At 45.8% G+C, this 19,406-nt stretch carries 14 protein-coding genes; 10 read left to right on the top strand and 4 right to left on the bottom strand.

Features of this window, described 5'->3' with window-relative positions:
* Positions 1–46 precede the first annotated feature (46 nt).
* Positions 47–1,945: an ABC-F family ATP-binding cassette domain-containing protein gene (locus tag ABWW58_RS07120; protein WP_353868466.1), complete on the top strand. Its 1,899-nt coding sequence runs from the start codon at positions 47–49 to the stop codon at positions 1,943–1,945.
* 537 nt (positions 1,946–2,482) lie between these two features.
* Entirely contained in the window at positions 2,483–3,793 is a 1,311-nt protein-coding gene (locus ABWW58_RS07125) for an MFS transporter (RefSeq protein WP_353868467.1), read from the top strand.
* A gap of 136 nt (positions 3,794–3,929) precedes the next feature.
* On the opposite strand, the gene ABWW58_RS07130 is transcribed toward ABWW58_RS07125, so the two are convergent.
* Positions 3,930–6,116, bottom strand: coding sequence for an alpha-galactosidase (locus tag ABWW58_RS07130; protein ID WP_353868468.1), 2,187 nt, complete (start codon positions 6,114–6,116; stop codon positions 3,930–3,932).
* 210 nt (positions 6,117–6,326) lie between these two features.
* Here ABWW58_RS07130 and ABWW58_RS07135 point away from each other — a divergent pair, with 210 nt between their 5' ends.
* On the top strand, positions 6,327–6,836 hold the full coding sequence (locus ABWW58_RS07135; RefSeq protein WP_445783418.1) for a PTS sugar transporter subunit IIA: 510 nt from the start codon (positions 6,327–6,329) through the stop codon (positions 6,834–6,836).
* A gap of 536 nt (positions 6,837–7,372) precedes the next feature.
* Here ABWW58_RS07135 and ABWW58_RS07140 read toward each other — a convergent pair.
* Positions 7,373–8,581 carry an ABC transporter permease gene (locus tag ABWW58_RS07140; protein WP_353868469.1) on the bottom strand — a complete coding sequence of 403 codons (1,209 nt, stop codon included), beginning with the start codon at positions 8,579–8,581 and terminating at the stop codon, positions 7,373–7,375.
* Positions 8,578–9,309 carry an ABC transporter ATP-binding protein gene (locus tag ABWW58_RS07145; RefSeq protein ID WP_445783419.1) on the bottom strand — a complete coding sequence of 244 codons (732 nt, stop codon included), beginning with the start codon at positions 9,307–9,309 and terminating at the stop codon, positions 8,578–8,580. Before ABWW58_RS07145 ends, ABWW58_RS07140 begins: the two co-directional genes overlap by 4 nt.
* Before the next feature lie 179 nt (positions 9,310–9,488).
* Between ABWW58_RS07145 and ABWW58_RS07150 the strand changes: the two genes are divergently transcribed.
* The gene (locus ABWW58_RS07150) at positions 9,489–10,106 is read left to right on the top strand and encodes a TetR/AcrR family transcriptional regulator (RefSeq protein WP_353868471.1); all 618 of its coding nucleotides are present in this window, start codon (positions 9,489–9,491) and stop codon (positions 10,104–10,106) included.
* 94 nt (positions 10,107–10,200) lie between these two features.
* Here the strand turns inward: ABWW58_RS07150 and pdxK are convergent, their stop codons facing one another.
* The gene (gene pdxK, locus ABWW58_RS07155; protein ID WP_353868472.1) at positions 10,201–11,040 is read right to left on the bottom strand and encodes a pyridoxine/pyridoxal/pyridoxamine kinase; all 840 of its coding nucleotides are present in this window, start codon (positions 11,038–11,040) and stop codon (positions 10,201–10,203) included.
* 237 nt (positions 11,041–11,277) lie between these two features.
* Between pdxK and ABWW58_RS07160 the strand changes: the two genes are divergently transcribed.
* The 6 genes from ABWW58_RS07160 (at position 11,278) to qoxD (ending at position 19,214) form a co-directional block, all read left to right on the top strand.
* The gene (locus ABWW58_RS07160) at positions 11,278–13,062 is read left to right on the top strand and encodes a putative bifunctional diguanylate cyclase/phosphodiesterase (protein WP_353868473.1); all 1,785 of its coding nucleotides are present in this window, start codon (positions 11,278–11,280) and stop codon (positions 13,060–13,062) included.
* Between the two features lie 75 nt (positions 13,063–13,137).
* Entirely contained in the window at positions 13,138–14,283 is a 1,146-nt protein-coding gene (locus ABWW58_RS07165; protein ID WP_353868474.1) for a LysM peptidoglycan-binding domain-containing protein, read from the top strand.
* A 1,075-nt stretch (positions 14,284–15,358) separates the two neighbouring features.
* A complete protein-coding gene (gene qoxA, locus ABWW58_RS07170) occupies positions 15,359–16,306 on the top strand; it encodes a cytochrome aa3 quinol oxidase subunit II (RefSeq protein ID WP_353868475.1) in 948 nt (315 codons plus the stop codon).
* Positions 16,307–16,322: 16 nt separating this feature from the next.
* The gene (gene qoxB, locus ABWW58_RS07175) at positions 16,323–18,266 is read left to right on the top strand and encodes a cytochrome aa3 quinol oxidase subunit I (protein WP_353868679.1); all 1,944 of its coding nucleotides are present in this window, start codon (positions 16,323–16,325) and stop codon (positions 18,264–18,266) included.
* Positions 18,266–18,895: a cytochrome aa3 quinol oxidase subunit III gene (qoxC, locus tag ABWW58_RS07180; protein WP_353868476.1), complete on the top strand. Its 630-nt coding sequence runs from the start codon at positions 18,266–18,268 to the stop codon at positions 18,893–18,895. Before qoxB ends, qoxC begins: the two co-directional genes overlap by 1 nt.
* Before the next feature lies 1 nt (position 18,896).
* Positions 18,897–19,214 carry a cytochrome aa3 quinol oxidase subunit IV gene (qoxD, locus tag ABWW58_RS07185; RefSeq protein WP_353868477.1) on the top strand — a complete coding sequence of 106 codons (318 nt, stop codon included), beginning with the start codon at positions 18,897–18,899 and terminating at the stop codon, positions 19,212–19,214.
* Positions 19,215–19,406: the final 192 nt, after the last annotated feature.

Consider the following 19,406-nt stretch of genomic DNA (forward strand, 5'->3'; position numbering starts at 1 on the left):
ATTAGAATTTGATTGGTAAATGCTTTTTAGAACAGGATGATACAGTTTGAGTATTCTTGATGTGGAAAATCTATATAAAACGTATGGAATGCAAACACTTTTTGATCACCTTTCATTTTCAATCTCAGAAGGTGAGCGAATTGGCTTAATCGGTGTAAACGGCACGGGGAAGTCAACCCTGTTGAATGTACTCGCTGGGAGGGATTCGGCGGAAAGCGGCAATCTGCGCCATGCGAATGCGTTTGAACTCGCTTATCTGCCGCAGACGCCTGTCTTTGAATCAGGGGTCACCGCATTGGATTATATCTACGGCGGTACTTCGCCGATCATGACCGCCGTACGTAGCTATGAGCAGGCGCTTCGTCGATTGGAAAAAGATCCTTCTAATGCGCAACTTCAGGAAAAGTTGATTGAACGTCAGCAGCAAATGGACGCGGCGAATGCCTGGGACGCGGAGGCGGCAGCGAAGAGCATCTTAACGCGCCTTGGCATTCATGATTTTGAGACACCGGCGAGAGACGGTTCCGGCGGACAAAAGAAGCGAATCGCGCTGGCTAGGGCATTGATTCAGCCAGCAGATCTGTTGGTTCTCGATGAGCCGACGAACCATTTGGACAACGACATCATCGATTGGCTCGAAGATGCGCTGAACCAATATCCGGGTGCTTTATTAATGGTGACGCATGATCGCTATTTCTTGAATCGTGTGACACGCAAAATTTTTGAATTGGATCATGGCAATCTCTATATTTATGATGGTAATTATGAGCTGTTTCTCGAGAAGAAAGCGGAGCGCGAAGAACAGGAAGCAGCCGGAGAAACAAAGCACCAGAATCAACTGCGCAGGGAACTTGCCTGGCTTCGACGCGGGGCCAAGGCCCGGTCGACGAAACAAAAAGCAAGGGTTGAACGCGTGCACGAGATGCAGGAACATAAAGGGCCGGAATTAAAGCAGTCGGTGGACCTCGCGATCGGATCAACACGCCTAGGCAAAAAGGTCATTGAAGCAAAACAGGTGTCCAAGAGCTTTAACGGACAGCCGCTCATTCACGATTTTGATTTGCTTGTGACTCCTGGCGAACGGCTTGGTATTATTGGAAGCAATGGCAGCGGCAAGACAACGCTGCTCAATATGCTTGCAAAACGGGTTGATCCGGACGCGGGTACCGTGGAAATTGGCGAAACGGTAAAAATCGGCTATTACACTCAGGAACATACGGAAATGAATGAGGATTTGACGGTGATTGACTATATCAAAGAGGCCGCGCAGGTGATGCGCACAGCCGACGGTCAGCAAGTTACCGCCGAACAAATGCTGGAACGTTTTCTTTTTTCACGACCGCGCCAACGTACGTTCATACGCAAGCTATCCGGTGGCGAACATAAACGGCTGTACTTACTGCGTATCTTGATGTCCGAACCAAACGTGCTTTTTCTTGACGAACCGACGAACGACTTAGATACGGAAACGCTGACGATTCTGGAAGACTATCTGCTCCAATTCCCGGGTACCGTTCTTGCAGTTTCCCATGATCGCTACTTTTTGGATCGGGTTACAAGCCGCCTGATCGCTTTTGAGGGTGAAGGCGTCATCCGGCGCTTTGAGGGCAACTATAGTGAGTATATGGATGAGCGGAAAATGGAGCGGGCAGCGGCGAGTAAAGCTAAGGCAGTGAAGTCGGAACCGCCGGCGCGCAGACAAACGCTCCAGAAAAAGAAGCTGACCTATAAGGAACAGCAGGAGTGGAATGGGATCGAGGATAGGATTGCTTCACTTGAAGAACACGTGGAGCAATTGAAAAAGGAGATTGTTGAAGCAGGCAGCGACGCCGGGAAAGTGCAGGAACTTTTTAGCAAGCAGCAGGAATCCGAAGCCGAACTCGATCAGGCGATGGAACGGTGGACTGAGCTGTCACTCAAGGTGGAAGAACTAGAGAACCAGTAAAAGAAATAACTAAAATTCTAAGTTGCGGCGAATCTGGGTTTCGATTAACCCGCAGTGAGATTAGAGAACCAAGCGATGCGTGTTGATCAGCATCGCTTTTTTTCTGTTTGCTCAAGCGGATTTGCGGGAGGAAGTCGGTGTGTATGGTGTGACCCGATTTGAAATAGAAGGTGTTTTCCTTTATAATGGTTAGTCATTGACCCAAGGATACAAATGGATGATCGGCAATTTTCCTAGGAGAATTGCGAAAATGGTACGACGGCGATCAGAAATGAGTGACTATGTTGGTGAAAAATAGCAAGTGGTTTGTGTCGTAACCTTGATGTGATTTCCACGTCACCCCACGTTTTTTAACCCCCGAATGGTATTAGTTGTTCACTCAATTTTCTTTATTGATTTCTTCAATCAATAATTTTCAAAAATGGTCTTGGGTACTGTATACGGTGGACATAATGGTGAACGCTATGTATAGGTATCGAGGTGCGTCACTAGGAAGCACACTCAACGTATGAAAAAATTTCTGTAAAGGTGGATTTGATGCAAAAAGAAAAGAAAAAACTTAAAAAGAAAAAAATTCCGATGGATGAATCTCCGATAAAAAAATTTCATATTAAGATCGCGACGTTAACGTTTGGCGCTCATTTTACCGATGGCTATGTGATCGGCATTATTAGTTTTGCCTTATTGGCATTAGAAAAGGTTTGGAACCTAAGTGTATTCGATTTAGGACTTTTGGGCAGCTCCGTTTTAATCGGTTTGTTTTTCGGCAGTTTCCTGCTTGGGTGGGTCTCTGATTATATTGGGCGCCAAAAGGTTTTCCTCTTCAGCTTTGTTTTAATTACGCTTGCTTCATTCATGCAATTTTTCGCCCCTAGTGTATGGGTATTGTTTTTGTTGCGCTTTTTGATTGGTTTTGGTCTCGGTGGCGATTATACGGTGGGGCAGGCGATGCTCGCTGAATTTTCGCCGAAAAAATATCGCGGATCTTTGCTTGGCTCGTTTAATGTTTTTTTCACATTGGGCTATGTCGTCTCAAGTGTTGCCGGCATGTTTTTGTTAGGCGCGAATGTTCCATGGAATTGGATGCTCGCTTCATCAACACTGCCGGCGCTTACCGTTCTCTTACTGCGTATCGGGACACCTGAGTCTCCGCAATATTTAATGAGCAAAGGGGAACCGGAGAAGGCACAGAAAATTGTCACGGAACATTTGGGTGAACAGGTTGTGATTCGTGATGAGCAGCCGACAAAGCAGTTAAGCATGCGCCACTTGTTTGGTAAGAAATACATCAAACGAACGATCTTTAATGGAACGTTTTACGCATGTATCGTCTTACCGTATTTCTCTGTATTTACGTTTCTGCCGACCATATTAAGGTATTTTAATGTTCAGGAAGGCTACTCGGCAGATCTTATTTTAGATGGGTTCTTAATGTTTGGCGCTATTCTAGGCACCTATTTGACCGTTAAGCTATCTAGACGGGGATTTCTCATCAGTTCGTTTATTATCTGCTTCGTTTCACTGGCTTTGATGGGAATCATCCCGCAAAGTTATGGCGTTCTGTTAATTATCGCTTTTGTTGTGTTTACGATCTTTATATCGGCCATTAATAATCTGGTCGGTATTTATCCGGCAGAGAGTTTTCCAACGGAACTAAGGGCGTCCGGTGTGGGTGTCGCGACAGCGTGCAGTCGGGTGGGTTCGGCATTGGGCACATTCCTTTTACCTGTTATGATCTCAAGATTGGGTCTCTCCCAAACGATGCTCATTCTCTCGGGTGTAGTGCTGCTTGGCACGATCGTCTCTATCGCACTTGCGCCCGAAACCAAAGGAAAGAAATTAGTCTGATCTATAGGAAACTTTGTTTTTGCTAACGAGTCATGCTTTACTTACTGCGAAGCATGCAAATAATGAGCCTAGCTCAAGTGGTGCGCTTGTCTAGGCTTATTTTTGTGTAAGTTGCTGCGTTTGTGCGCGTATCTGGTCATTTCTCAACTTTTCTAAACCACCAGACATAATTGCGGAAATCGCCTTTTTCGATTGGCACATTTAGCCCTGCGTTCATCAATTCATCGCCTCCGAACACATCGCCCGTTTCCTTGTTTTTATACAAGAATTCCGAATTGAGCCCTTGAAAACGAAATGACTTTTGCACCTGAGACGGGCTGGCGAGTACTGTAAAATAAAAGCCGATCGCCTCGGACTGATCCGGGGACACAAAGCACCAGGCGGCATCGCCGCGTTCAAAAGGGTTTGTGATCCGGTAGAAGTCGCCGAATTGAATCAAAGGACGAATCTGTTTATAAAAGGCTACTTGTTTTTGAACTGCGGCTTTTTCTTCATCGGTCAGTTTCCTGAGGTCGAGCTCGTAGCCGAAGTTGCCGGACATGGCGACAGCACCGCGCATGGCAAGTGACGTGATCCGGCCCACTTGGTGATTGGGCACTGCGGAAACGTGTGCACCCATGGCGATCGGTGGATAGACAACGCTCGTACCATATTGAATTTTAAGCCGGCAAACCGCATCGGTATTGTCACTGGTCCACGTCTGCGGCATGTAATAGAGCATACCGGGATCGAAGCGCCCGCCGCCGCTGGAGCAACTTTCAAACAGAATGTCCGGAAATGCGTCCGTGAGCCGTTCGATCAATTCATAGAGTCCGAGCATGTAGCGATGCGCGGTCTCACGCTGGCGGTCGGGAGGCAGCAGCGCTGAGCCAATTTCGGTCATGTGGCGGTTCATGTCCCACTTGACGTAGTTGATGTTCGCGTTTGAGAGAATGGCGGCTATCGATTTTTCAAGATAATCGCGAACATCTTTTCGCGACAGATCAAGCACGAGCTGGTAGCGGCTTAAACTGCGCTGGCGATTGGGAACATGCAGACACCAGTCGGGATGCACGCGATATAAATCGCTGTCCGGTGAAACCATCTCCGGCTCGAACCAGAGACCGAATTGCAGCCCCATATCGTGAACGCGATCGGACAGCCAAGCAAGTCCGTGCGGCAGCTTGCGCTTATCGACGATCCAGTCGCCAAGCGAGCTTTTGTCATTGTCGCGGTGGCCGAACCAGCCGTCATCCAACACAAAAAGCTCGATGCCGGCAGTTTGCGCTTCTTTGGCGATTGCGAGCAGTTTTTCCTCATTCAGCTTAAAATAAGTCGCTTCCCAGTTATTGATCAGTATTGGACGTACTTGGTCACGAAATTTTCCACGAGCGAGTCGTGTTCGATAGAGGCGGTGGTAGATCTGCGACAAACCGCCTAGTCCTTGGTCAGAATAAACGAGTACGGCTTCAGGGGTTTGGAAGGTTTCATTGGGTTCCAGCTTCCAATTGAAGTCGAATGGATTTAAGCCGATTGATGCGCGCGTGGTTTTGTATTGATCAACCTCAATTTGCGCGCGAAAGTTGCCACTGTACACGAGACTGAAGCCGAACACGTCACCCTGCGTCTCATCCGCGTTCTTGCGCATAAGAGCGAAGAATGGATCATGCTGCGGGCTGCTGGCGCCGCGCGAGCTGTCCACAATTTGGCTGCCCGGAGATATGGGTTTTCGGCACATAGTGCGCTCGTTATTATGAGATCCATAGAATGTCAGACTGTCGAATTGATCATCCCGAAAATCAATGCTGCTGCTTGCCGCATTCAGAATGTGGAGGACACCGTCACTCGTATTTTCGAATCGAGCGGATCGGGTGATCGTGTCGAAATCGCGAAACACGCTATAGGTGAGTACAATGGACAGACCGGCGATCGGATCCTGCAGCAGAATATCCAGTGACTGTGCTTCTTGAGCCTCTTCTACATAGGTGGCGGGCAGTCCACTGAGCTTCTTTTTTCCTGAGTAAATCACATGCCCCGCATAACGCAAATCGGTGACAGTCGATCCGTTCTCAAGTTGAATCTGATAGGCGGGATGACGGTAATCTCCGGTTCCGTACGCCGGATATTCCAGAGGCAGTGTGCTCAAGCTAAATCCGCGGCGGTCAGGATCCGTATAAGGAGCGAAAGATCGATAGGCATAAACGAGCGGGCGACTGCCGTGATAATTTCTGATTATCTTTCCCCAGTAGAGATGGAGCAGACAGCCGTTGTCGAGATGCATCACATAACTAAATCGTTTCGTTTGCAGATGAAAAATTTTATTTTTCGAATCATAATCAATCATGGTAGCCCTCCACGATCCATTTGTTCTTCTCTTAAATTGTAAATCTTTCCTCAATAGTAAGTGAAGTAACCGGCTAAGTAAAGAAAGCCCATACATTTTCTGATAAACCGCGAAACAGTTTGCCAATGCAGTAGATTTGATTTAATAGAAAACGAACAGTATAGTTAATTTAATGAGTATATTTGTACTTTTTCTGGAGGTGAGCAGGGGATGGGCTTTTTAAAAAATTTGTTTCAGAAAAGCGACTTGAATGCGAATCAGTCGGAACCAAGTAAGGAAGAAATTGCGGCGGCGGGCGAATTTTATATGCCGCTAAAAGGTAAGATTGTGCCGATTACAGAGGTCCCGGATCCGGTTTTTTCTCAAAAAATGATGGGGGACGGATTTGCGATTATCCCGGAAAATGATGTTGTCCGATCGCCGGTTGACGGCAAGATAACGAATATATTTCCTACGAAACATGCAGTCTCTCTGGAATCAAATGAAGGCAGAGAGATTTTAATACACGTTGGACTGGAAACGGTTTCTCTTAAAGGTGAGGGCTTCACTGTTTTGACTAAGGATGGTTCCAATGTTAAAAAGGGAGACAAGCTCTTGCAGGTAGACTTTTCCGGAATCGCGGGCAAGGTGCCGTCAATAATTACATCTGTTGTTTTTACGAATTTAGACAATGGTGAACGCGTTGTCATCGAGAACAACAAAGTATCCATTGTATCTTGATAGCGTGATGCGGTAATTTCATTTGATCGTCGCCAAACACTAAAGGACCGGGCAATCGCCTCGGTCCTTTGTTCCAAGTAACTAAAGTTTATCGTTTTGCCTTGCTGATACGACGATGAGGTCATAAAAGTCGGTTGGGCGTGATCAGGGTGAGGTGCAATCTGAGAAATAAGCGGAAAAATTCCGCTTAATTAGAAAATTAATGAAAAAATTGCTTAAATAGACGGAGAAATTCCGCTTATTTTATTCCGGCCGCGTTACTTTATTATGGATTAAAATGATTATTAAAACAGAACTGTTTGTTCAAGACAAGCTTGATGATTCAAAACCGCAGTTGGAGCAAAAGAGCTTTCATATGTAAGGAAGGAACTATCGCTAAAAATGTAAGGGAAAAGGAACTTTCGCTAATGACACATACGTCCTGTATGCAACGCGAAAGCCATCACATCCTGTGAAAGTACGTCCTGTATGCAACGCGAAAGTCACTGCATCCTGCAAAAGTAAAAACCGGGCGCTTTTTGCCCGGTTTTTCTAAACTAATCAGTCACCGGTCGTGCGCGGCGGATGACGAGAACATTGATTACGATGAAGATGATGGAGAAAAGGATCAAAATCAACCCGTCAAACCACCAGCCGGAGAACCCGATGCCGCGGATCATGATGTCTCGCAGCGCCTCGGTCGAATAGTGAATCGGCATCAGGTTGCCGATTGCCTGTACCCAACCGGGCAGTGTGTCGATCGGGAACAGCCCGGATAAAAAGACTTGCGGTACAATAACGATCGGGATGAACTGGAACATCTGCAGTTCGTTCGACGCAAAGGTTGATAGTAAAATGCTAAGCGACAACGCGCTGAATGACAGAATGAACACGATGATCAGAACATCCAGCAGATGTCCGATTGTGTAAATGTTCAGGACGTAAATGATATAACAGGTGAGTATGAATGATTGAATGATAACAAAGGTACCGAACCCAAGCATATAACCCCAGATGATCTGATAATTCTTTATTGGGGATGCCATCAGCCGGTCCAACGTTCCGGTTGTCCGCTCGCGCAGGAAGGACACGCCGCCGATCATGAAAATGAACAGGAACACGAAGATCCCGACCATAGCAGGACCAAAGGCATCAAATGTGTTTAAATCACCATTGCCATGAAGATAAGAGATGTCCAGGGCGACTTTTTCTGCTTCCTGCGGTGCTTTCGGCTGTTCGGTTTTTGGCGCTGTCTGCATAATCGCAGCTAGTGCTCCCGGCGCGTACCGCTGCATGGCTTCAGACATTTGCCGCAGAGTTTGCTGCTGCGCTTGAATGCCTTTTTGCTGCGCCTTAATCACACCGGTGAGTTCATTTTTCATTCTCTTAATAGTCAGTTGTTGGATCTTCTGCATCGACTTTTGAATCGTGTTCATGGCTAGACCGTTTCGCGACGGGTCGCTGCCTTCCAGATGCACTTTAACCGGCTTTTCCAAATCTACATAGGCGTCAATTTTCTTGTCAGCCAACGCTTGCCTCGCTTGAAGAGGACTCATCCGATCGTAGTCGCTCGATTTAAATGCGGAGAGATAATCAGATGATTCGTAGTGAATAATTGCCAGATTTGGTTCAGACGTTTTTGCGCCGAAGATATACCAGACGAGCGTGAGAATCAGAAGCGGCGCGATAATCAGCAGTGCTAAAGTGCGCTTATCATTGACAATTTGTCGAATGATACGTCGCGCCATTGCAAATAAATTCCTCATTTCTTTGCCGCCTCCTTTTCATTTACGATAAAAATGTCTTCAACCGATGAGACACCGTAGTGCTTGATTAGTTCTTTTGGAGGACCTTCGGCAATGATTTTCCCCTCGCTGAGGAGTCCGACTCGATCACATTGGGCCACCTCATCCATCACATGAGTGGTCACGATAATGGTTGCACCTTTTCCTTTCAAATAATGAAAAAGGGTCCAAAGCTTGCGCCTAATCATCGGGTCAAGCCCAACGGTAGGCTCGTCAAGCAGATAAAGACGAGGACTATGGACAAGAGCCGCCGCAAGCGATAAGCGACGCTTCATGCCTCCGGAAAAGTTGGATACATTTTTCTTAAGATCCTTATCCAAATCGACCGCTTTGGCGACTTCGTCAATTCGCTGCTTCTTTTCCTTACCGTGCATCCCCTGAATAGAAGCAAAAAATTCAAGATTATGATAAGCACTTAATTCGTTATATAATGCATCGGATTGAGCCATATAACCAAGCGACCGAAAGGCATTCAGAGTCGGTCGTTTTTCAAACAGCTCGACTGTTCCGCTGTCCGCTTTTTCCAAGCCGAGCAAAATCCGGACAAGCGTTGTTTTCCCGGCACCGGACGGACCGATCAAACCGTAGATTTCACCTTCTTGAAGCGTGAGTGAAACATCATTCAGTACAACCTGGTTTTTGTACCGTTTGTGAAGATGCTCTCCTTTTACAGGATAACTCACTGTCATCACATCCTTTATGAGATGAAGATAGTGAACACTGTGTTCACTAATTATGATAAAATGGAAACAACAAATGATCAATAGCCAAATGTTTTTCTTATGCTCATTATTGAACACATCGGCTGAAAACGTCGATTATTTATCGAGACGAACATAAAAATGTTGCAGAACGAAGTGGGGGCAAGATGATGGGATCCGAATCGACCGATTTGCGAGTCATGAAAACGCGCGCAGCGATTCAATCTGCGTTTCTTGACTTGTTGCAGGAGAAAAGCTTTAATGTACTGACCATTAAGGATATTGCATCTGCGGCCAAGATTGGTCGCGGCACCTTTTATCTTCACTATGTGGATAAATATGAGTTGCTGGAAATGGTGATTGACAAAGGACTTTCTGAAACAATCGATCATTTTCATCCCCACGACTATTTTCTTGATGGACAGGCAATTCCTGAGCGCATCACTGCATTCATTCAGAGTATTTTCCGCCACTTCAAAAAGAATGCGCGCTTTTTTCAGGCAATGTTTTTCAATGAAGGCATTCCCATGTTCCGCCAGCGAATGCAGAAGCGTTTTTTAGACAAGTTTCAGGCCGAGGTTCGTCAGCTCGCCTTTCCAGATGGTCCTGTTGATCCGCTGATGCTTGAAATATTGCCAATTTTCCTTTCTTCAGCGATGATCGGGTTGGTCAGCTGGTGGTTTGAACAGCACATGCGTATCCCTGAAGAGGAAGTGGCGCAGAGAATTTTTCTCATTTTCACTCGAGGACCGCTTCGCGCGCTCGGCTTCTCATTTAAGGCATAACACGCAAAAAAAGAACCGCTCGTCACATTGTGAGCGATTCTTTTTGATAGGGGGCGCTTCTCAAGTTTGCCGCCTTAGTCTCAGGATGTTCGGCTTATCTTTTTGCGGCCAATTCCTTCTTGTAAGCACTATGATCGGTCGGCCCGGTGTACTGATTCAGACTGAACGAAGCTCGGATCCCAGCGGTGACAAATGCCTTAGCAACTGTGACAGCCTCAAGAACGGATTTTCCTTTGGCAAGTCCGGCCGTGACTGCCGCCGCATAGGTGCAGCCTGCTCCATGAATATTCGGTGTGTCCACGCGCTCGTCAGCGATGATATGGAAGTCTTTTCCATCATAGAGAACGTCGATTGCCTGATCTGTTTCCGGCAATCTGCTACCGCCTTTAACCAAAGCATTTTTTGCGCCGAGTGCGACAATCTTTGCTGCCGCTTCCTTCATCTGCTCAATGGTCGTGATTCGCGACATTCCTGTCAGTCTAGCTGCTTCATACAGATTAGGTGTAGTGACAAGGGCTTTAGGGATCAGCAGCTTGAGCATCGCCGCCGTATTTTCCGGTTGCAGTTCCGGCTGTATTTCTTCTTCAGCGCCTTTGCATACCATTACAGGATCGATCACCGTACGCTCCAAATGATTTTTTTCAATCGTGTCCGAAGCGATTTTGATAATTTCCGGAGAGCCGAGCATTCCGGTTTTCAGCGCGTCAACGCCAATACCAACGACAATAGTGTCTAATTGTTTCTTTAATAGGTCTGTGTCTAATGTGGTCACGCGATGCGACCAATGTTTATAAGGATCCATAGTCACGATACAAGTCAATGCGGTCATCCCGTAAACGCCGAGTTCCTGAAACGTTTTTAAATCTGCCTGCATGCCGGCACCGCCGCTTGTGTCTGACCCGGCAATCGTCATCGCTTTATAAATTGAACTCATAAGCCATCTCCTCTGAAATGATGATTCCTGTTGCTTTCTATTATAATGAGTCACCACTGAAAAAACTATGTTGGACATTGCCGGTTTCCGTCACATAGGGTTTGCCATGCTTTGTGTCGAAAAAAATTTACAAAAATTCATTAAATTGAGGGGCATACAGACCGATAAAAAGATGAAGAGTATTGTCGCTAATTAGTGATTAGCGATGGATGGATTGGAAGGCAGGTGCTTTCTTTAATGTCTGTTAATAGCGGGTGGCTGATTATTGTCGCCGCAATCTTGGCAGTTCTTCTTTGCGCTGTTTCTCTGATGATGTTTTTCCGCATTCAGGGACTTCGCGTCAAGGAGGAAAGTGAGAAAATCATAAGGAAAATAACCGATAGCCTGCATATCGGAGCATATATCATAAAAGGTGATTCATTTATTTACGTTAACAACCGTCTTTGTGAATTGGCGGGATATTCTGCTGAAACATTGAAGCAGATGAAGTGGCAGGATGTTGTCTCTCTCCAGAATGCTGAGCGTACCGCGACGGTCATTCAAGATTTGCGAGAAGGGCGCATTCTGGAAATGGATGAGCGGATCGTCCTCATAAGGGGAGACGGAGCAAGGATTCCCTTGATTGTCAAATGTCAGAGGACAATGGGACAGCGTAATTCTTCCGTTTATGTGGGAACGGCAGATGTTGAGGAACGTGCCTATTTTAAGAACGATGAGCGTAAAGAAAGCCTGATAGACCCGGTAACGGAACTTCCGGGCAGTCTCGCGCTCCGCAAGCGATTGGAACATGAGATACTTGAAAACCCTGCCCTATCGCTTGCCCTGGTGTTCGTCGATATTGACAGCATGAACAGAGTGAACGACACTATTGGTAGAGATGCCGGAGACAGGCTGCTGCAAGAGGCGGCAAAACGGCTGAAAGAATGTGAAGGGGAGCACGTTTACCATTACAGAGGTGACGAATTCGCTATTCTATTCAAAAACCGAACGCGGGCAGATGTAAAAATGCATATCAAGCGCATCATGAACTCATTCACAGCGCCAATCCGGATCCATGGCACACCATGGTACGAAACAATTACTATGGGCGTCAGTTTCTTTCCGGAGGACGCTGACAATGGCGGCAAGCTGATTGATTGTGCTATCGCGTCGATTCACTATGCGAAGAAGAACAGCAGGGGAAAATATGAATTTTACAATCCGGGAATTATCAATGGCTTGAGTAAACGTCTTGAGATGGAGATGGATCTGCGCCACGCTGTGAAACGCAACGAGTTCACCCTGCATTATCAACCGCAAATTGACCTTAGAGCGGGGGCGGTTGTAGGATCTGAGGCGCTGATTCGTTGGATTCATCCTGTTCGAGGCATTATATCTCCAGGTGTATTTATTCCGATGGCGGAGGAATTGGGACTGATAGAGGAAATCGGTGAATGGGTCCTGAGGACGGCTTGCCGGCAAACGAAGCAGTGGAACGACCAGGGGTATTCGTTCGATGTCTCGGTGAATATATCGCCAAGACAGTTATTTCAAGAGAATTTGGTTGATCTGGTCCAATCGGTTTTAACTGAATCAGGACTCATGGCGAAACACTTGCAGCTTGAAATTACGGAGACTGCGGGCGCCGACTTATTCTTGATGTCACAGAAATTGCAGGCGCTGGAGGAGTTGGGTGTAAGGATCAGCATTGATGATTTCGGGACGGGCTACAATTCGTTAAATTACTTGAAACAATTGCCCTTGAGCCAGCTCAAAATTGATCAGTCGTTTATACGCGGCAATCGCCATGATCATCATGATGTAGCGCTCGTCCGCATGATTGTCGCGCTTGCCCAAGAACTTGACCTGCAAGTGGTCGCCGAAGGAGTTGAGACGCCAGAACATGTGCAGTTCCTGAAACAGACAAATTGCGCGCTTGCACAGGGCTATCTGTTTGCCCGCCCTTTATCGGCTGAACGCTTTATTGAACAGCTGAATCCGATTCAACATCAAATAAGAGAAACAATTACACCCGGGATTTGAATGGGAAGTCTCACGTCGCACAGCTTTATTTTGGATTGTTCAATCACGAAGAAAGATACTTTGGAGGCGATTTTCATGAAAAAAATGATTGTGCCTACTGCTCTTGTGAGCGGACTTTTATTATCGGTGACCAGTCAGCAGGCTTTAGCGGCAAGTGGCCAGGATGTCGTAAATCAAGCGATGAACTATCAAGGCAAACCCTACAAATATGGCGCAGCTGCCTTTTCAGAAACCGAGTTTGATTGCTCGTCATTTACGCAGTTTATTTTCAGTAAGGCGTTAAACGTCTCATTGCCGAGAAATTCTGCAGCACAGGCGACAGTCGGCACCGAGGTATCCAAAAGCCAAGTGCAGCCAGGCGATTTGCTTTTCTTTGATACAACGGGTGACGGCGGAATCCACCATGTTGGTATCTATATTGGCAACGGGCAAATGATTAGTTCGGAAATCACAGTTGGTGTACATATAACTAATGTATTTAGCGGTGGAGGTTCTCAGTCGTACTGGGAATCAAAATTCAAGACTGCACGTCGGGTGGCGGAAAGCGCGGTAAACGCGTCAGCGCCTGCTCAGACTTCTAATTCCGCGTCGCCGGCAACACAAGAGAAAACGGCTTCAACTTCAGCTTCATCCTATACAGTGAAAAGTGGCGACAGCCTGTGGTTGATTGCCAATCATAACGGTATGTCGGTTTCTAAATTGAAATCTCTGAATGGATTAAAATCGAATACTATTTATCCTGGGCAAGTACTCAAACTCTCAGGAACTGCACCCGCGAAGACGCAAACGGCCGCTTCGGAATCTTCCTCACCGGATAATTCAAGCGCTTCTTCAAGCGCAAGCGCGACAACATACACAGTTAGAAGCGGCGACAGCCTTTGGAAGATTGCGAGCGAAAATGGAATCACGGTAAGTGCCTTGAAATCTGCCAATGGTTTAAAATCTGACGTGATCTATCCGGGACAAAGTTTGAAACTGTCTGGTTCTGCGCCATCATCATCATCATCATCTGCCACTGTTAAACAGACCTCATATAACTCGAAGTCAGAAAAAGCATCATCACTTTCAGCAAGCGACTATAAGGTCAAAAAAGGCGACAGCCTTTGGGAGATAGCGATGCTCCATGGAATTACAGTAAATCAACTGATGAGGGCAAATAATCTATCCTCCACATTAATTTATCCGGGGCAGCAATTGGACATCCCAGGATCATTCGTATAATCAAGCAGAAATAAGAATTAAAGAAGAGCCGGAACACGATTGATTTCGTTCCGGCTTTTTTTTGCAAGTAAAGAAAGTGTAACGTTTTGGTTTGTTGGTACGACGATATGGTCATAAGATTCGGATGGACGATTAGGTAAGCCGCCCAATCTGAGAAATAAACGGAAAAATTCCGCTTATTTAGAAAATGCAAGCAAAAATAGCTTAAATAGACGGAGAAATTCCGCTTATCGCATCGAAAAACGTGAAAATAGAGGGTTTTTCCGTGCATAAGCGGAAAAATTACCCTTATTTACCTGTGAAACAAGCGCCAGGATGCATATAACCGGAAAATCTCCGCTTATTTTATTCCGGCCACGTTACTTAATCAAGGATCAAAATGATTCATGAATTAGAACTGTTTGTTCAAGACAAGCTTGATGATTCAAAACCGCATTTAGCGAAAGTCACCGCATTCTGCGGAAGTAAGGATCGGGCGCTTCTTGTCCGGTTTTTTTGCAAGTAAAGAAAGTTTATTATTTTGCACGTTTTCAAACCAATAGACCAGTGTCTTGGCCGAGAATCAAAGCGGAGGTACGAGACGCCTGCGGGATTAGCGTGCCGGCGAGACCCCGCAGATTTCTGCCTGTTTGAGGAGGCTCGCGGTGCGCCCGCGGCAAGCGAGTAACCGAAGCGACGATTCAGCACTGAAAAGACACAAAACCATCACACATGGCTGGAGATTAAGAATCGGGCGCTTTTTGCCCGGCTTTTTTTGTTCTCTCGAAAAACGACCAACCGCAGTCAGTTGTTGTTTTGAATCAATCTCTAACTATCGACTAATGTAAATTGACAATCAAAATTAAGTGTAAACGCTTTATTATTGTTGCTGTTCTTTTTATAATGTGAATAAACGGTGAACAATAAGTGAAATAAAATGCACATAATTCTTGTATTTGCGTTTTATCACTAAATTGTAACAAATACAGTATTTCATTAGATAATATAAAGTTATAATTAAAAGTTTATGCTATAATGTGGATGTTTGCTTTACGAGTGAAGAGAGTGAGAGAAAAAGAGGGGAGGAAGAGAGAGCATGAAGAATCTGAAAGCACTTATAAAGCCATTTTTACTCATAGGCGTCGTTTCGATGCTGACCGGATGTTCAGATAAAATTGCTGTACTGAATCCACAAGGTCCTGTGGCTAGATCACAATATCATTTGATTATTTGGTCGCTAATAATGATGAGTTTGGTTCTTGCTATTGTTCTTATACTATTTGTTTATGTACTTGCCCGGTTTGGTCGTAAAAAAGGTGATGGTTATGATCCTAATGATACGGGAAATCGAAAACTGGAAATCATTTGGATGATTGTTCCGGTCGTTATTTGCGTACTATTAGCCGTTCCAACCGTAAAGACCCTTTTTGAATTGAATCATCCTCCTAAGGCAACAGCGGCATCATCAGCAATCGCCGGAAAAACGCTCACAATTGACGTCACATCTGTTCAGTGGAAATGGTTGTTTCGTTATCCCGATCAGAAAATAGAAACGGTTAATTATGTTGTGATTCCTGCGGGAACACCAGTTAAGTTTCGTCTGCATGCCTACGACGCGATGAATGCGTTTTGGGTTCCTGAACTAGGCGGCCAGCAATATACCATGACAGATATGCCGATGAAATTATGGCTGCAGGCAGATAAGCCCGGTAACTACACGGGAAGAAGCTCGAACTATTCCGGCCGTGGGTTTGCCCATATGACATTTACCGTTATGGCAAGAAAAGCGAGTGATTTCGATAGCTGGGCACGCAACGTGAAAGATAACAAACCTGCCTTAACACATGAAAAATATATGGAACTTTTGAAGCCGGACACGGTTAAAGCGCAAGCTTTTTCGTCTTATCCGGAAATTGTTTCGAAGAATTTGAACGAGGCGCAGATGAAAGCGTTAATGAATGGTGAATCCATTGATACCGACTCCTCTATGGACGGTATGAATATGGATGATGATAGCGGGAAAGGGGGACATAACAATGATTGAGTCCATTAAATCGTTTATGGGATGGTTTTTTGTTACCGGCGATCCGATGATCTATGGGGCAGACGCATCCATTGCCTTGGTTTCGATCGGTATTGTTGCTGTCCTAACTTATTTTAAGAAATGGAAGTGGCTGTGGGACGAATGGTTGACCAGTGTCGATCATAAGAAAATCGGCATTATGTATATCTTAGCGGCTTTATTAATGCTTTTCCGAGGCGGTATTGACGCCTTGATGATGCGCGCGCAACTGACGCTTCCCAATATGCATTTTCTCGATGCGGAGCATTACAATCAAGTGTTCACGACACATGGCACCATTATGATTATCTTTGTCGCCATGCCCTTTATTTTTGGATTAATGAACATTGCGGTACCGCTGCAGATCGGTGCGCGTGATGTCGCGTACCCATTTCTGAACGCGCTCAGTTTTTGGCTGTTCTTTATGGGAGCCATGCTATTTAACCTGTCCTTTGTTATCGGCGGATCGCCGGATGCCGGATGGTCGAGCTACGCGCCCTATGCTGGTGCGGAGATGAACCCCGGGGTCGGGCAAAACTACTATTTACTTGGCGTACAGATTTCTGGGATCGGTTCGCTCGCAACAGGAATTAACTTCCTAGTCACAATTTTAAAAATGCGTGCTCCGGGAATGACTCTATTTAAAATGCCGATGTTTACCTGGTCGATTCTCATTACTTCGGTAATTGTCGTCTTCGCTTTCCCGGCTTTTACAGTTGCGCTCGCGCTGATGACCATTGACCGGCTTTTCGGCGCGCACTTCTTCACAATTGCGGCGGGTGGGTCTCCAATGTTATGGGCCAACTTGTTCTGGTTCTGGGGGCATCCGGAAGTCTATATTGTTCTTTTACCGGTATTCGGAATTTTTTCTGAAGTCATTGCTACATTTGCACATAAGACTTTGTTTGGCTACGCCGTGATGGTCTGGTCGATGGTGGCGATCTCTGTCTTAAGCTTCATTACCTGGCTGCATCACTTTTTCACAATGGGCAATACTGCCCCGGTTAATGCATTCTTCTCAGTATCGACGATGCTTATCGCGATTCCGACAGGCGTCAAAATATTCAATTGGCTGTTTACCTTAAATAAAGGACGCATTCAATTTACGACGCCGATGCTTTGGGCACTGGCGTTTATCCCGAACTTTACCATTGGTGGGGTTACAGGCGTTATGCTTGCTATGGCGCCGGCAGATTATCAATACCACAACAGTTACTTTCTTGTGGCACACTTTCACAGTACATTAATTGCAGGCACTGTATTTGGCATTTTCTGTGGTTTGCATTACTGGTGGCCGAAAATGTTCGGCTATATGTTGGATGAAACGAAGGGTAAATGGTCATTCTGGATTTTCATGATTTCCTTCAATATCTGCTTTATGCCGATGTATTTCCTTGGACTGATGGGGATGACACGCCGTATGTACACGTATCCCGCAGGACTTGGCTGGACGCCGATCAACGTTGTCATGACGATTGGCGCTGTCGGCATGGGAGTCGGTTTCGCTTTGATCGGCTACAATATTGTCTGGAGTGCAATTCATGGAAAGCAAGACAAGACCGGTGATTCTTGGGGCGGACGCACATTGGAATGGGCGACTGCTTCCCCTGCTGCCGAATACAATTTTGCTCATATTCCTGAAGTTTCAACGCGTGATGCCTTCGCAGCGATGAAGGAAGACAAGGGTGCGTTTACAACAAAAACGGTTAAGCCATACGAACCGATTCATATGCCGAATAACACTGGAATCCCGGTTATCATGGCAACATTTATGTTTATTGCCGGGTTTGGGTGCGTGTTCGAGTGGTATTGGATGGCTATTCCCGGTTTGGTCGGGATTGTGATCTGCATGATCGCTCGTTCCTTTGTTTATAATGACCACCATTATATTTCAGTGGATGAAATTAAACGAACCGAAGCTGGCACGGGGAGGTTATCCTAATGACACATTCACTGCTTAGCTTGAATGAAAAAGATCGAAGCAAAATGCCGCTGGAATATTCGACAGAAGAGGGCGATCTGCGTATTGTTGGTTTCTGGATCTTCCTTGCGGCTGAGTTGGTGCTGTTCGGTACTCTATTCGGGACATATCTTGTGTTGCAGAGTCATACGGCCGGCGGACCAACTGCAAAAGATTTGTTTGAAATCGGTCCGGTTATGGCTGAAACGATTGTTCTTTTGGTCAGCAGTTTTACTTGTGGATTGAGCACCATTGAGCTGCGTCGTCATAACAAGAAAGGCTTGATTGGCTGGTTGATCGTAACCATTCTGCTTGGACTTGTATTCGTCGGTCTCGAAGTAAATGAGTTTTATACTTACGCGGTACATGAAGGAGCGCCGCTATCAAGAAGCGCCTTTCTTTCTGGATTCTTTGTTTTGCTTGGAACGCATGGCTGTCATGTGTCGCTTGGTATTGTCTGGATCATTGGTATCTTGCTGCAGCTGGCACGGCGTGGCATTACACCGGTAACCGCCCGTAAGGCTTTCATGATCGGTTTGTACTGGCATTTCCTTGATGTGGTTTGGATCTTCATCTTCACAGCTGTTTATCTGACAGGGTTGGTGATTTAATATGGACGAAAATCAAAATCAGGTAACGAACCGGACTCATGCCGCTTTCCCTTGGAAACAAGTGATTGGATTGTTCTTGTCTCTTGCACTGACATTCCTCGCGCTGTGGATTGCCGTTGGCCTTTCGCTGCCGGTGCCTGTCACCTTAACCATTATTGTCGGTTTGGCAATTTTTCAAGCATTTATTCAACTGTTTATGTTTATGCATGTGACTGAAGGAACCGAGCCGGTACACCAGCTCATAGGTATACTTTTTGGCATCTATGTCACTTTTGTTGTTGTCGCAGGAACATTATGGATTTTGGCATATGCGCTATAAGAATCGGACAATTTAGTGTTACGATCAAGGCGGAGGCTTCTGTGCTCCGCCTTTTCTATGCGTCAGGATTCAGAAGATACGTTCATAAATCGGTCAAAAAGCTTCAAATGATGAACATTTGTGAATTTATTTGATTGATAATGAATGTTTTTCACTTTATAATTAGTAACTTGAGGGGTATTATTATATCCT

This window comes from Sporolactobacillus caesalpiniae (genome assembly GCF_040513385.1).
Lineage (GTDB): Bacteria > Bacillota > Bacilli > Bacillales > Sporolactobacillaceae > Sporolactobacillus.